11 protein-coding genes are annotated in these 13,845 nt (G+C 62.1%); 9 read left to right on the forward strand and 2 right to left on the reverse strand.

All coding sequences use genetic code 11. The annotated features are described in order from the left end of the window. The first annotated feature begins 3 nt into the window (after positions 1–3). From murD to lpxC, 9 genes are all read left to right on the forward strand, one after another. Positions 4–1,350: a UDP-N-acetylmuramoyl-L-alanine--D-glutamate ligase gene (murD, locus tag BBG20_RS05150; protein ID WP_065900818.1), complete on the forward strand. Its 1,347-nt coding sequence runs from the start codon at positions 4–6 to the stop codon at positions 1,348–1,350. Beyond that, the gene (ftsW, locus tag BBG20_RS05155; RefSeq protein ID WP_065900821.1) at positions 1,347–2,564 is read left to right on the forward strand and encodes a putative lipid II flippase FtsW; all 1,218 of its coding nucleotides are present in this window, start codon (positions 1,347–1,349) and stop codon (positions 2,562–2,564) included. The genes murD and ftsW overlap by 4 nt, the downstream gene beginning before the upstream one ends. Next, positions 2,554–3,624 (forward strand): undecaprenyldiphospho-muramoylpentapeptide beta-N-acetylglucosaminyltransferase, encoded by a 1,071-nt coding sequence (gene murG / locus BBG20_RS05160; RefSeq protein ID WP_065900824.1) that lies wholly within the window; start codon positions 2,554–2,556, stop codon positions 3,622–3,624. Before ftsW ends, murG begins: the two co-directional genes overlap by 11 nt. Next, entirely contained in the window at positions 3,617–5,062 is a 1,446-nt protein-coding gene (gene murC / locus BBG20_RS05165; protein ID WP_065900827.1) for a UDP-N-acetylmuramate--L-alanine ligase, read from the forward strand. Before murG ends, murC begins: the two co-directional genes overlap by 8 nt. Then, positions 5,059–6,015, forward strand: coding sequence for a D-alanine--D-alanine ligase (locus tag BBG20_RS05170; RefSeq protein ID WP_065900830.1), 957 nt, complete (start codon positions 5,059–5,061; stop codon positions 6,013–6,015). The genes murC and BBG20_RS05170 overlap by 4 nt, the downstream gene beginning before the upstream one ends. A gap of 4 nt (positions 6,016–6,019) precedes the next feature. Beyond that, positions 6,020–6,889, forward strand: coding sequence for a cell division protein FtsQ/DivIB (locus tag BBG20_RS05175; protein WP_003171882.1), 870 nt, complete (start codon positions 6,020–6,022; stop codon positions 6,887–6,889). A 15-nt stretch (positions 6,890–6,904) separates the two neighbouring features. Further along, the gene (ftsA, locus tag BBG20_RS05180; RefSeq protein ID WP_025855584.1) at positions 6,905–8,167 is read left to right on the forward strand and encodes a cell division protein FtsA; all 1,263 of its coding nucleotides are present in this window, start codon (positions 6,905–6,907) and stop codon (positions 8,165–8,167) included. 135 nt (positions 8,168–8,302) lie between these two features. Beyond that, positions 8,303–9,499, forward strand: a complete 1,197-nt coding sequence (ftsZ, locus tag BBG20_RS05185) for a cell division protein FtsZ (RefSeq protein WP_065900833.1) — start codon at positions 8,303–8,305, stop codon at positions 9,497–9,499. A 112-nt stretch (positions 9,500–9,611) separates the two neighbouring features. Further along, complete coding sequence (lpxC, locus tag BBG20_RS05190; RefSeq protein WP_065900836.1) at positions 9,612–10,523, forward strand: UDP-3-O-acyl-N-acetylglucosamine deacetylase; 912 nt, start codon at positions 9,612–9,614, stop codon at positions 10,521–10,523. A 116-nt stretch (positions 10,524–10,639) separates the two neighbouring features. Here lpxC and BBG20_RS05195 read toward each other — a convergent pair whose 3' ends face one another. Continuing rightward, on the reverse strand, positions 10,640–12,130 hold the full coding sequence (locus BBG20_RS05195) for a diguanylate cyclase (protein ID WP_065900838.1): 1,491 nt from the start codon (positions 12,128–12,130) through the stop codon (positions 10,640–10,642). 187 nt (positions 12,131–12,317) lie between these two features. Beyond that, on the reverse strand, positions 12,318–13,640 hold the full coding sequence (locus BBG20_RS05200; protein WP_065900840.1) for an OprD family porin: 1,323 nt from the start codon (positions 13,638–13,640) through the stop codon (positions 12,318–12,320). Positions 13,641–13,845: the final 205 nt, after the last annotated feature.

Raw genomic sequence — 13,845 nt, forward strand, 5'->3', positions numbered from 1 at the left:
CGAGTGTCCCTGATCGCTTCAGACCACTTCCGCATCGTTGTCGGCCTCGGCAAGAGCGGCATGTCCCTGGTTCGCTTCCTGGCGAACCGGGGCACGTCGTTTGCCGTGGCCGATACGCGGGAAAATCCACCGGAGCTGGTCACGCTGCGCCGTGACTACCCGCACGTGGAAGTGCGTTGTGGCGAGTTGGATGTCGAGTTTCTGTGCCGCGCCGATGAGCTCTACGTGAGCCCTGGCCTGGCCCTGGCGACACCGGCCCTGCAAGCCGCAGCGGCGCGTGGCGTGAAGCTGTCCGGCGACATCGACCTGTTCGCGCGTAACGCGAAGGCGCCGATCGTGGCCATCAGCGGTTCCAACGCCAAGAGCACCGTGACCACCCTGGTCGGCGAGATGGCGGCTGCGGCCGGCAAGCGCGTCGCCGTCGGTGGCAACCTCGGCACCCCGGCACTCGATTTGCTCAGCGACGACGTCGAGCTGTACGTGATGGAACTGTCGAGCTTCCAGCTGGAAACCACCCACGACCTCGGCGCCGAAGTGGCCACCGTGCTGAATGTGAGTGAAGACCACATGGACCGCTACAGCGGGCTGCCGGCCTATCACCTGGCCAAGCACCGGATCTTCCGTGGCGCCCGGCAAGTGGTGGTCAATCGCCAGGATGCCCTGAGCCGTCCGCTGATGGGCGAGGGCCTGCCCTGCTGGACCTTCGGCCTGAGCAAACCTGATTTCAAGGCATTCGGCATTCGTGAAGAGAACGGCGAGAAATACCTGGCTTTCGAATTCCAGAACCTGATGCCGGTACGCGAGCTGAAAATCCGTGGCGCGCATAACCAATCCAACGCCCTCGCGGCATTGGCGCTCGGGCATGCCGTCGGCTTGCCATTCGACGCGATGCTGTCGAGCCTGCGCAGCTTTGGCGGTCTCGAGCATCGCTGCCAATGGGTACGCGATCTGGATGGCGTCAGCTACTACAACGATTCCAAGGCCACCAACGTCGGTGCGGCCCTGGCAGCCATCGAAGGCCTCGGCGCCGATATCGAAGGCAAGCTGGTGCTGATTGCCGGTGGTGACGGCAAGGGCGCCGACTTCAAGGACCTCAAAGGCCCGGTGGCCGAGCATTGCCGCGCCGTGGTGCTGATGGGTCGCGATGCCGACCTGATCGCCGCGGCCCTGGGCGATGCCGTGCCGCAAGTGCGCGCGACCTCGCTGGACGACGCCATCGCCCACTGCAAGGCCCTGGCCCAGCCGGGTGACGCCGTGTTGCTGTCGCCGGCGTGCGCCAGTTTCGACATGTTCAAGAACTACGAAGAGCGCGGCCTGCTGTTCGCTCGCGCCGTGGAGGCCTTGGCATGAATTTGCGCAATATCATCAAGCCCTATCCGTCGCCGATCATTACCGGGCGCGGTATCGACCTGGATTTCCCGATGCTCGCCGGTTGCCTGGCGCTGCTCGGCCTGGGCCTGGTGATGATCACTTCGGCGTCTTCCGAAGTGGCTGCCGTGCAGTCGGGCAACACCCTGTACATGATGATTCGTCACCTGGTGTACCTGGTGATCGGCCTCGGCGCGTGCATCGTGACCATGATGATCCCCATCGCCACCTGGCAACGCCTGGGCTGGCTGATGCTGATCGGGGCGTTCGGCTTGCTGATCATGGTGATCCTGCCAGGCATCGGTCGCGAGGTGAACGGTTCGATGCGCTGGATCGGCTTCGGCGCCTTCAACGTGCAACCCTCGGAAATCGCCAAGGTGTTCGTGGTGATCTACCTCGCCGGCTACCTGGTACGGCGCCAGAAAGAAGTGCGCGAAAGCTGGATGGGCTTCTTCAAGCCGTTCATCGTGCTGCTGCCAATGGCCGGCCTGTTGCTGATGGAACCCGACTTCGGGGCCACCGTGGTGATGATGGGCGCAGCGGCGGCGATGCTGTTCCTCGGCGGCGTGGGCCTGTTCCGCTTCACCCTGATGGTGCTGCTGGCCGTGGCTGCCGTGACCATCCTGGTGCAGGCGCAACCCTACCGGATGGCGCGCCTGATTACCTTTACCGACCCGTGGTCCGATCAATTCGGCTCCGGCTACCAGCTGACCCAGGCGCTGATCGCCTTCGGTCGCGGCGAGTGGCTGGGCGTGGGCCTGGGCAACAGCGTGCAGAAGCAGTTCTACCTGCCGGAAGCGCACACCGACTTCGTGTTCTCGGTACTCGCCGAAGAGCTCGGCGTGGTTGGCTCGCTGTGCACCGTCGCGCTGTTCGTGTTCGTGTGTGTACGCGGCATGTACATCGGCTTGTGGGCCGAGAAGGCCAAACAGTATTTCGCCGCTTATGTGGCGTACGGCTTGTCGTTCCTGTGGATCGGCCAGTTCCTGATCAACATCGGCGTGAACGTCGGCCTGCTGCCGACCAAGGGCCTGACCTTGCCGTTCCTCAGTTACGGCGGCAGTTCGTTGGTGATTTGCTGCGCGTGCCTGGGCCTGTTGCTGCGCATCGAGTGGGAGAGTCGAACCCACCTGGGCAGCGAAGAGATGGAATTCAGCGAAAGCGATTTTGCCGAGGAGCCATCCCATGGGCGCTAACGTGCTGATCATGGCGGGCGGCACCGGGGGCCATGTGTTCCCGGCCCTGGCCTGCGCGCGGGAGTTCCAGAACCGTGGCTACACCGTGCACTGGCTGGGAACTCCGCGCGGCATTGAAAACGAACTGGTACCGAATGCCGGCTTGCCGCTGCACTTGATCAACGTCACCGGGCTGCGTGGCAAGGGCAAGCTGTCCCTGCTCAAGGCGCCGTTCGTGTTGCTCAAGGCGGTTTGGCAGGCGCGCAAGGTCATTCGCGAATTGAAGCCGGTGTGTGTGCTCGGTTTCGGTGGTTATGTGACCGGTCCTGGTGGTGTCGCGGCGAAGCTCGCCGGTGTGCCGGTGATCGTGCATGAACAGAACGCCGTCGCCGGTACCGCCAACCGTTTGCTGGTGCCCCTGGCGGCGCGGGTCTGCGAGGCATTCCCCGACACCTTCAGCGCCGCGGACAAGCGCCGCACTACCGGCAACCCGGTGCGCACCGAATTGTTCATGGATATCGCCCGCGAGCCCCTGGTCGGGCGCAAGGCGCACCTGCTGATCCTGGGCGGAAGCCTGGGGGCTGAGCCGCTGAACAAATTACTGCCCGAAGCACTCGCGCAACTGCCTGTGGACCTGCGCCCGGAGATCTTCCACCAGGCCGGCAAGAACCACGATGAAGTCACCGCCACGCGCTATCGCGAGGCCGGTGTCGAGGCGAATGTGCAGCCCTTCATCAAAGACATGGCCCATGCCTATGGCTGGGCCGACCTGGTGGTCTGTCGCGCTGGTGCGCTGACCGTCAGTGAACTGGCCGCCGCCGGTCTGCCGTCCTTGCTGGTGCCTTTGCCCCATGCAATCGACGATCACCAGACCCGCAACGCCGAATATTTGGCCGGGGAGGGCGCTGCCTTCCTGCTGCCGCAAAGAACGACTGGCGCCGCCGATTTGGCCGCACGCCTGACCGAGGTTTTGATGCAACCGGAACGACTCAACAGCATGGCGAGCACCGCAAGCCGCCTGGCCAAACCTGACGCAACCCGCACCGTGGTCGATATCTGCCTGGAGGTGGCCCATGGTTGAGAATCAGAAAGCCATGCCACAACCCGAGATGCGTCGCATCCGTCGTATCCACTTCGTCGGTATCGGCGGCGTGGGCATGTGCGGGATTGCCGAAGTATTGCTGAACCTGGGTTACCAGGTCTCCGGCTCCGACTTGAAAGAATCGCCGGTCACGGATCGCCTGAAGTCCTTTGGCGCGCAGATCTATATCGGTCACCGCGCCGAGAACGCCGCCGAGGCCGACGTACTGGTGGTTTCCAGCGCCGTGAACACCTCCAACCCGGAAGTGGCCACTGCCCTTGAGCGCCGTATTCCGGTGGTGCCACGCGCCGAGATGCTCGCCGAGCTGATGCGCTACCGCCACGGCATCGCCGTCGCCGGTACCCATGGCAAAACCACCACCACCAGCCTGATCGCCTCGGTGTTCGCCGCCGGTGGCCTGGACCCGACCTTCGTGATCGGTGGCCGCCTGAATGCAGCGGGTACCAATGCCCAGCTCGGCACCAGCCGCTACCTGATCGCCGAAGCCGATGAAAGCGACGCCAGCTTCCTGCACCTGCAGCCGCTGGTCGCTGTTGTCACCAACATCGACGAAGACCACATGGCCACCTACGATGGCGACTTCAACAAGTTGAAGAAAACCTTCGTCGAGTTCCTGCACAACCTGCCGTTCTACGGTCTGGCCGTGGTGTGCCTGGACGACCCGGTGGTGCGCGAAATCCTGCCCTTGGTCAAGCGTCCGACCGTGACCTACGGCTTCAGCGAGGACGCTGACGTGCGTGCGATCAATGTGCGCCAGGAAGGCATGCAGACCTTCTTCACCGTGCTGCGGCCTGACCGCGAGCCGCTGGATGTCTCGGTGAACATGCCGGGCAACCACAACGTCCTGAACTCCCTGGCGACCATCTGCATCGCCTCCGATGAAGGCGTCAGCGATGAAGCCATCGTCGAAGGCCTGTCGCGCTTTGCCGGTGTCGGCCGGCGCTTCCAGGTCTACGGCCAGTTGCCGGTAGAAGGCGGCGACGTGATGCTGGTGGACGACTACGGTCACCACCCGACCGAAGTCGCTGCCGTGATCAAGGCCGTGCGCGGCGGCTGGCCGGAGCGCCGCCTGGTGATGGTCTACCAGCCGCACCGCTACAGCCGCACCCGCGACCTGTACGACGACTTTGTAAATGTATTGGCCGATGCCAACGTGCTGCTGCTGATGGAAGTCTACCCGGCCGGTGAAGAGCCGATTCCGGGCGCCGACAGCCGCAAGCTGTGCAACAGCATCCGCCAGCGCGGCCAGTTGGACCCGATCTACATCGAGCGTGGCGTGGACCTGGCGCCGATCGTCAAGCCGCTGTTGCGCGCCGGTGACATCCTGCTGTGCCAGGGTGCCGGTGATATCGGCGGCCTTGCCCCTAAATTGCTTGCGAGCCCATTGTTCGCGGCCGTACAGGGGAAGTCGAAATGACCACCAACTACGACGCCCTGTTTTCCACCCTCGCGCCCGCCGACTTCGGCCGCGTGGCGGTGCTGTTCGGCGGCAAGAGCGCCGAGCGTGAAGTGTCGCTCAAGTCCGGCAATGCCGTGCTTGAAGCCCTGCAAAGCGCCGGCGTGAATGCGTTCGGTATCGACGTGGGCGATGACTTCCTCGCGCGCCTGCAGGCCGAGAAAATCGACCGTGCATTCATCATCCTGCACGGCCGTGGCGGCGAAGACGGCAGCATGCAGGGCCTGCTGGAGTGCGCCGGCATCCCTTACACCGGCAGCGGCATCCTTGCCTCGGCACTGGCGATGGACAAGTTGCGCACCAAGCAGGTGTGGCACAGCCTGGGTATTCCAACCCCGCGCCACAGTGTGCTGTGCAGCGAAGACGATTGTATTTCTGCGGCCAAGGAACTGGGCCTGCCTTTGATCGTCAAACCAGCCCATGAAGGCTCCAGTATCGGCATGGCCAAAGTGAACTCGGCCGCCGAATTGATCGACGCATGGAAAGCGGCAAGTACCTACGATTCGCAAGTGTTGGTGGAACAGTGGATCCAGGGTCCCGAGTACACCATCGCCACCCTGCGTGGCCAGGTATTGCCGCCTATCGCATTGGGCACGCCCCACACCTTTTACGACTACGACGCCAAGTACGTGGCTTCCGATACCCAGTACCGGATCCCCTGCGGCCTCGACGCAACCAAGGAAAAACAATTGATGGACCTCACGGCGAAAGCCTGTGAGGCGCTGGGTATCGCCGGTTGGGCGCGGGCAGACGTGATGCAGGATGAGCAAGGGAATTTCTGGTTCCTGGAAGTCAACACCGCACCGGGTATGACCGATCACAGCCTGGTACCTATGGCCGCTCGCGCAGCCGGTCTGGATTTCCAGCAGTTGGTGCTGGCGATTCTTGCCGCAAGCATTGAGCCACGAGGCTAAGGACATGAAAGGCGCATCGCTTCGTCATCAGCCCCCACAAGCACCGAGCCGCAAGCCGGTGCCCCGGGGTGCCAGCCGAATGGTGGCTAAAGAGCCGATGTCGGCGCGCCTGCCGAAAGCCAATTTTGGTTTCCTCAAGGCGCTGTTCTGGCCGGTGCTGCTGGTAGTCCTGGGCTTTGGCACTTACGAGGGCGCGCAGCGTCTATTGCCGTATGCCGATCGTCCCATCACCAAGATCAGCGTGCAGGGCGACTTGAGCTACATCAGCCAGCAAGCGGTGCAGCAGCGTATCGGGCCGTACCTGGCGGCGAGCTTCTTCACCATCGACCTGGCCGGTATGCGCTCGGAGCTGGAGCAGATGCCGTGGATCGCCCACGCCGAAGTCCGCCGTGTCTGGCCGGACCAGGTGACGATCCGCCTGGAAGAACAACTGCCGGTGGCCCGCTGGGGCGACGAGGCGCTGTTGAACAACCAGGGCCAGGCGTTCACCCCGCGTGAGCTGGCCAACTACGAGCACCTGCCGCAGCTGTTCGGGCCGCAGCGGGCGCAGCAGCAAGTGATGCAGCAGTACCAGGCCCTGAGCCAGATGCTGCGGCCACTGGGCTTCTCCATTGCACGCCTGGAATTGCGTGAGCGGGGCAGCTGGTTTTTGACAACCGGGGCAGGCAGTTCCGGCCCGGGCATCCAGTTGTTGCTGGGACGCGACCGCTTGGTGGAAAAGATGCGCCGCTTCATTGCCATCTATGACAAGACCTTGAAAGAACAGATTACGAACATTGCGAGCGTCGACCTGCGTTACGCCAACGGCCTTGCCGTCGGCTGGCGTGAACCGGCTGCGCCCACGGCAGCGCAACCCGCTGTCGCGAAGAATTAAGAAGAGGCAGGACCCATGGCAAACGTGCAAAGCGGCAAAATGATCGTCGGTCTCGATATCGGCACCTCCAAGGTGGTGGCGCTGGTGGGCGAGGTCGGGGAAGACGGCACGATCGAAATCGTCGGTATTGGCACGCATCCGTCCCGGGGCCTGAAGAAGGGCGTGGTGGTGAACATCGAGTCCACCGTGCAATCGATCCAGCGCGCGATTGAAGAAGCGCAGCTGATGGCCGGTTGCCGGATCCACTCGGCGTTCGTCGGCGTAGCCGGCAACCACATCCGCAGCCTGAACTCCCACGGCATCGTGGCGATCCGCGACCGCGAAGTCAGCTCGGCTGACCTCGAGCGTGTGCTCGACGCTGCCCAGGCCGTGGCAATCCCGGCTGACCAGCGCGTGCTGCACACCCTGCCGCAGGACTACGTGATCGATAACCAGGAAGGCGTGCGCGAACCCCTGGGCATGTCGGGCGTGCGCCTGGAAGCCAAGGTCCACGTGGTGACCTGCGCCGTCAACGCCGCACAGAACATTGAAAAATGCGTGCGTCGCTGCGGCCTGGAAATCGACGACATCATTCTTGAGCAACTGGCGTCGGCCTACTCGGTACTGACCGACGACGAAAAAGAACTGGGCGTATGCCTGGTGGACATCGGCGGCGGCACCACTGACATCGCGATCTTCACCGAGGGTGCGATCCGTCACACCGCCGTGATCCCGATTGCGGGCGACCAGGTTACCAACGACATCGCCATGGCGCTGCGTACGCCGACCCAGTACGCCGAAGAAATCAAGATCCGCTACGCCTGCGCCCTGGCCAAGCTGGCCGGTGCCGGTGAGACCATCAAGGTGCCAAGCGTGGGCGACCGTCCACCGCGCGAGCTGTCGCGCCAGGCCCTGGCCGAAGTGGTCGAGCCGCGCTACGACGAGCTGTTCACCCTGATCCAGGCTGAACTGCGCCGCAGCGGCTACGAAGATTTGATCCCGGCCGGCATTGTGCTGACCGGTGGCACCTCGAAGATGGAAGGCGCGGTCGAACTGGCCGAGGAAATCTTCCACATGCCGGTGCGCCTGGGCGTTCCCCATGGCGTGAAAGGCCTGGGCGACGTGGTGCGCAACCCGATTTATTCGACTGGCGTGGGCTTGCTGTTGTACGGGCTGCAGAAGCAGACCGATGGCATTTCCCTGTCGGGCCCGAGCAACCGTGACAGCTACCGCAGTGACGACGAGGCGAAAGCGCCGTTGTTCGAGCGTCTGCAGGCATGGGTCAAGGGCAACTTCTAAAGAAGCTGCGGCGAGCGCCAAGCCGCAAGCTTCAAGAGTATGGCGTTCCGAGCTTGCAGCTTATGGCTTGAAGCTTGGAACTCCTGCAGCAGTAGGCGTAGGCGAAAAAACTAGAGAAATGAAAGGAGAGGGAACATGTTCGAACTCGTAGACAACATCCCCGCAAGCCCGGTCATCAAAGTGATCGGTGTCGGCGGTGGCGGCGGCAACGCTGTCAACCATATGGTCAAGAGCAACATTGAAGGCGTTGAGTTCATCTGCGCCAACACTGATGCCCAGGCGCTGAAAAGCATCGGCGCGCGGACCATCCTGCAATTGGGCACTGCCGTGACCAAGGGCCTCGGCGCTGGCGCCAACCCGGAAGTCGGCCGTCAAGCCGCACTCGAAGACCGCGAGCGTATCGCTGAAGTGCTGCAAGGCACCAACATGGTGTTCATTACCACCGGCATGGGCGGCGGTACCGGTACCGGTGCGGCACCTATCATTGCTGAAGTGGCCAAGGAAATGGGGATCCTGACGGTTGCCGTCGTGACCCGTCCGTTCCCGTTCGAAGGCCGCAAGCGCATGCAGATCGCCGACGAAGGCATCCGTCTGCTGTCTGAAAGCGTCGACTCGTTGATCACCATCCCCAACGAGAAGCTGCTGACCATCCTGGGCAAGGACGCAAGCCTGCTGTCCGCGTTCGCCAAGGCTGACGATGTACTGGCCGGTGCCGTTCGCGGTATCTCCGACATCATCAAGCGTCCAGGCATGATCAACGTCGACTTTGCCGACGTACGTACTGTCATGAGCGAAATGGGCATGGCGATGATGGGCACTGGCTGCGCCAGCGGTCCGAACCGTGCACGCGAGGCCACCGAAGCGGCCATTCGCAACCCGTTGCTGGAAGACGTGAACCTGCAAGGCGCACGCGGCATCCTGGTGAACATCACCGCCGGTCCTGACCTGTCCCTGGGTGAGTACTCCGACGTGGGTAGCATCATCGAAGCCTTCGCTTCCGAGCACGCGATGGTCAAGGTCGGTACCGTGATCGATCCGGACATGCGCGACGAACTGCATGTGACCGTGGTTGCTACCGGCCTGGGCGCGAAAATCGAGAAGCCTGTGAAGGTCATCGACAACACGCTCCACAACAGCCAGGCCAGCCAGCAAGCTGCCGCTCCAGCACCTGCGCGTCAGGAACTGCCGTCGGTCAACTACCGTGACCTGGATCGTCCGACCGTGATGCGCAACCAGGCCCAGGCCGGTGCTGCGGCGTCTCGTAGCCCGAATCCGCAAGATGATCTGGACTACCTGGACATCCCGGCATTCCTGCGTCGTCAGGCCGATTAATGGAATGTATCAGGGCTATGAAGGTGATTGGTGTTCAGCAAAGGTCTGGTCTGCTATTATCGCCAGCCTTTGTTGATACCAGTTCGCAATTTGCGCTGAAGCGGTCCAAGCCATGATTAAACAACGCACTCTGAAGAATATTATTCGTGCCACAGGTGTAGGTCTGCACTCCGGGGAGAAGGTATACCTGACCCTCAAGCCTGCACCTGTCGACACCGGCATCGTGTTTGTGCGTGCCGACCTGGACCCTGCGGTGCAGATTCCTGCTCGCGCGGAAAACGTTGGCGAAACCACTATGTCGACCACATTGGTCAACGGTGACGTCAAAGTGGACACGGTGGAGCACTTGCTCTCGGCCATGGCTGGCCTGGGCATCGATAACGCCTACGTCGAGCTCTCCGCGTCCGAAGTCCCGATCATGGATGGCAGCGCTGGACCCTTCGTATTCTTGATTCAATCTGCCGGCCTGGAAGAACAGGACGCAGCCAAGAAGTTCATTCGCATTCTGCGGGAAGTGACAGTAGAAGACGGCGACAAGCGCGCCACCTTCGTCCCGTTCGAAGGCTTTAAAGTGAGCTTTGAGATCGATTTCGATCACCCGGTATTCCGTGACCGCACCCAAAGTGCAAGCGTGGATTTTTCCAGCACTTCGTTCGTAAAAGAAGTCAGCCGCGCCCGTACCTTTGGTTTCATGAGTGACATCGAGTACCTGCGCAAGCACAACCTCGCACTCGGCGGCAGCGTTGAAAACGCCATTGTGGTCGACGCGGATGGTGTACTGAACGAAGACGGCCTTCGCTATGAAGACGAATTCGTGAAGCACAAGATCCTCGATGCAATCGGTGACCTCTACCTGCTGGGCAATAGCCTGATAGGCGAGTTCAAAGGCTTCAAGTCGGGCCACGCCCTTAACAACCAGCTGCTGCGCAAGTTGATTGAGCAGACAGACGCTTGGGAAGTCGTGACCTTCGAAGATGCCAGCACCGCACCGATCTCTTACATGCGTCCCGTCGCGGCGGTGTAAGTAACAACTCTCTTTCTTTAGTTTTGAAAGGCTGCCTTCGGGTGGCCTTTTTTTATGCTTGATGGGTTTGCAGTGGAGTATGCAAGCGCCCTCATCCCAGCAAACCTGCTCCCCCCCTAGATCTGTCCAGCATCCACGATCCGGTTGCGCCCGCTGTGCTTGGCCTCATACAACGCCTGGTCAGCCTTGAGCAGCAACGCCTCAAGAGTCATACGGCTGCGTTTGTCCCAGGTGCTCATGCCGATGCTCACCGTAATCGGCCGGTCGGCACCGTTCACCCGGGGCAAATGTTCGACGCTGCTGCGGATATGCTCGGCGATGACCCAGGCGCCCTTGGCATCGGTATGGGGCAGGATTACCGCGAACTCTTCGCCGCCATACCGCGCGGCAAGGTCGGCCGGGCGGCGGATGTTGTCGCCGATCACCTGGGCGACCGTGCGCAATGCCGCGTCGCCGCCGTGATGGCCATGGCGGTCATTGAAGGCCTTGAAGTGGTCCACATCAATCATCAGCAGCGTCAACGGCTCCGTCGAGCGTTGGGCGCGATCCCACTCCAGGCGCAGGCGCTGGTCGAGAATGCGACGGTTGGCCAGGCCGGTGAGCGGGTCGGTGGCTGCCAGTTCTGACAGCACTTGCTCGGCGTGATGCCGTCGGCGCAGTTCACTGCAGAGCATCCAGGTCAGCCACAGCAGGCCCATGCACAGAATGCCCGTCGCGATGCTGACCAGCCATGCCGCGCGGCGCCAGGGAGCGAAAATCTCGTCACTGGACAGCGCCACCACGACGATCAGCGGCAAGTTGCCCACAGTCGAAAAACTGTACAGCCGCGGCTGGTTATCGACGCTGGAGATGCTGCTGAAACTGCCATCGCGCTCGCGCAGCATGCGCGCCACGTTCGGGCGTTGGCTCAGGTCCTTGCCCACCATATCCAGTTCCAGCATGGGTTCCTGCGCCAGCAGGATGCCCTGGTGATTGATCAGGTTGATGGTGCTGTCACTGCCGATATTCAGGCTGCTGAACAGTTGGTGAAAGTACGACAGGCGCATGGAAGCCACTGCTACGCCGAGGAAGCGCCCGTCTGCCGACGAAACGCGCCGACTGAATGCAATGCGCCACTGGTCGTCGCACACGCAGCGGGCCAGGAACGGACGGCTGATATACAGGCCCACATCCGGGTTGTTGCGGTGTACCTGGAAATAGTCACGATCGGCGAAGTTGCCGGTCTTGGGGGTCAGCAAGGAGGAGTCGGCAAGCACCTCGCCCTCGGGGTCGAGCAGCAGGATATCGCCCTTGTAGGGTGCGGCGGCGGAGCGGTCGAACAGCACCAGGTGCCGGATGCTCGCGGAAACGCCCAGCAGGTCATTGCGTTCAGTGGCGGTGATCAGGCCCTTGATGGACATGTCGTAGAGTTCGACGTTGCGCAACACATCGGCGTCGATCAACTGTGTGATGTTGTTGGCCGTGCGTTTGGCGCTCTGCAAGGTATTGGCGTGTTCACGAATCAATAACGCGGTGACGACCGCGACGATCATCAGGACCGTGAGGGTGCTGCCCAGTATCAGCAAGCGTTCCGGGCGGCGGGTAGGGCGGGCGAGGCTTGGGCTCATCGGGCGTACTTCTGCTTCGAGGATGCCAATAGCGTAGTAGCAACTCTGGAATATGGCGCCCGGCAAAACGGTGCGAGGGGGCATGCTCGCCAATGCGATGCGTCAGTAACGGCTGGGTTGGCTGCTACACCGCATTCGCGAGCGAATCCGCGCCCATCCTGGTTCTGCCTGGGCGACAGGGTGCGTGTCAGAACACGTTGATCGGGTAGTCGATGATCACGCGGTATTCATCCACATCGCGGTCCACCGCCGAGTAGCCGTTGCTGCCGCGATTGACCGCCCACTGCAGGCGCACCGCCAGGTCTTTGGCCTTGCCGCCCTGCACGACGTATTTGAGGTCGATATCGCGTTCCCAGTGCTTGGCGTCCTTGCCGTCGGCGCTGTACCAGGCGCTGTAGCCACGGCTTTGCGGGTCGACTGTGGTGAGGTCGGTCTTGCCGCTGATGTAGGACACGGCCGAGGTCAGGCCGGGCAGGCCCAGGCCGCCGAAGTTATAGGCGTACTTGAGTTTCCACGAACGCTCATTGGGGCCATTGAAGTCGGAGTATTGCTGGGAGTTGTCCAGGTACACGCTGTCGCCCTGGGCAATGTAGTCGAACGGGGTATTGCCGTTGACCCGCTGGTACGCGGCAGTGACGCTGTGATGGCCGACGTCGACGGTGAAGTGCAGGCTGTAGGTGTTGTTGTCGATGTTGCCCAGCAGCGCCTGCCCGGTGTCCTGGGTGTGGTAGTAGTGCAGGCCGGGGTTGAGGCTGACCATTTCGTTGACCACATAGGTGTAGTCGAGGTCGTAGTAGTACTGGTGCCACACGTCCTTGAGTTCGGAGGCGTAGAGGTTGCTGGTCAGCCCGTCGATGCCGCTGAACGACACGCCGGCCCAATTCATGTGCTGGCTGTCCGTGTTGTTGGGCAGCGCGCCATAGCTGGTGCCAATGCGCCGGTGGCCGCTCTGGTTGTAGAGCTTGGTAAAGCTGGCCTGTCCGCCCTCGAACATCCAGCCGTCGACGCTGTGGTTGGTCAGGCTCACGCCACGGAAGGTCTGCGGCAGCATGCGGGTCATGCCGCCGGCGATCACCGGGTTGTTCAGGAACAGGTCGCCGGCCTTCAACTCGGTATCGAAGGCGCGCATTTTCAGGGTGCCACCTGCGGTGGAGAACGAGCCCGGCGCCTTGCCGTTGCCACTGCCGTACGGAAGGATGCTGGAGCCATCAGTGCCGCCTCCGCCGTCGAGCTTGAGGCCGAGCATCGCGTGGGCGTCCAGGCCGAAGCCGACGGTGCCCTGGGTATAGCCGGATTCGAAGGTGCCGATAAAACCCTGGCCCCATTCTTTGCTGTCATCGGTGTGGATATCGCGACGGTCGCGGTTCATGTAGTAGTTGCGGGTGTTGATGTTGAGGTGCGAGCCTTCGACGAAACCGTCGGTGGGGGTGGTGTCTGCCGCGTGGGCAAGGGGGACGATCGTTGCTGCAATCGCGAGGAATAACGGGGTGAACGTCAGCGAGTTCTTCACCGGTGGAGCTCCTTTGGTCAATCGAAAACGGCCAATGTCGTGGGGGTGTGCCTGGCCTTTTTTTACCGCAAAAAAAAGCCGCTGAAGTCAGCGGCTTTAAGACAGATTCCCAGTGTAGAGCCCTGGAAATAAGTCGAGGGAAATTCGGGTAAGCGGGTCAGCTGTCTATGCCGTCGCGCTCATCGATGCGTCAAATTAACGCAGG

This window comes from Pseudomonas aylmerensis (assembly GCF_001702265.1).
Classification (GTDB): domain Bacteria; phylum Pseudomonadota; class Gammaproteobacteria; order Pseudomonadales; family Pseudomonadaceae; genus Aquipseudomonas; species Aquipseudomonas aylmerensis.

What these genes read in the sequence shown, in the direction of transcription:
- ftsW (WP_065900821.1), top strand. Translation starts at nt 1,347, where the DNA reads ATGAATTTGCGCAATATCATCAAGCCCTATCCGTCGCCGATCATTACC.
- murG (WP_065900824.1), top strand. Translation starts at nt 2,554, where the DNA reads ATGGGCGCTAACGTGCTGATCATGGCGGGCGGCACCGGGGGCCATGTG.
- murC (WP_065900827.1), top strand. Translation starts at nt 3,617, where the DNA reads ATGGTTGAGAATCAGAAAGCCATGCCACAACCCGAGATGCGTCGCATC.
- BBG20_RS05170 (WP_065900830.1), top strand. Translation starts at nt 5,059, where the DNA reads ATGACCACCAACTACGACGCCCTGTTTTCCACCCTCGCGCCCGCCGAC.
- BBG20_RS05175 (WP_003171882.1), top strand. Translation starts at nt 6,020, where the DNA reads ATGAAAGGCGCATCGCTTCGTCATCAGCCCCCACAAGCACCGAGCCGC.
- ftsA (WP_025855584.1), top strand. Translation starts at nt 6,905, where the DNA reads ATGGCAAACGTGCAAAGCGGCAAAATGATCGTCGGTCTCGATATCGGC.
- ftsZ (WP_065900833.1), top strand. Translation starts at nt 8,303, where the DNA reads ATGTTCGAACTCGTAGACAACATCCCCGCAAGCCCGGTCATCAAAGTG.
- lpxC (WP_065900836.1), top strand. Translation starts at nt 9,612, where the DNA reads ATGATTAAACAACGCACTCTGAAGAATATTATTCGTGCCACAGGTGTA.
- BBG20_RS05195 (WP_065900838.1), bottom strand. Translation starts at nt 12,130, where the DNA reads ATGAGCCCAAGCCTCGCCCGCCCTACCCGCCGCCCGGAACGCTTGCTG.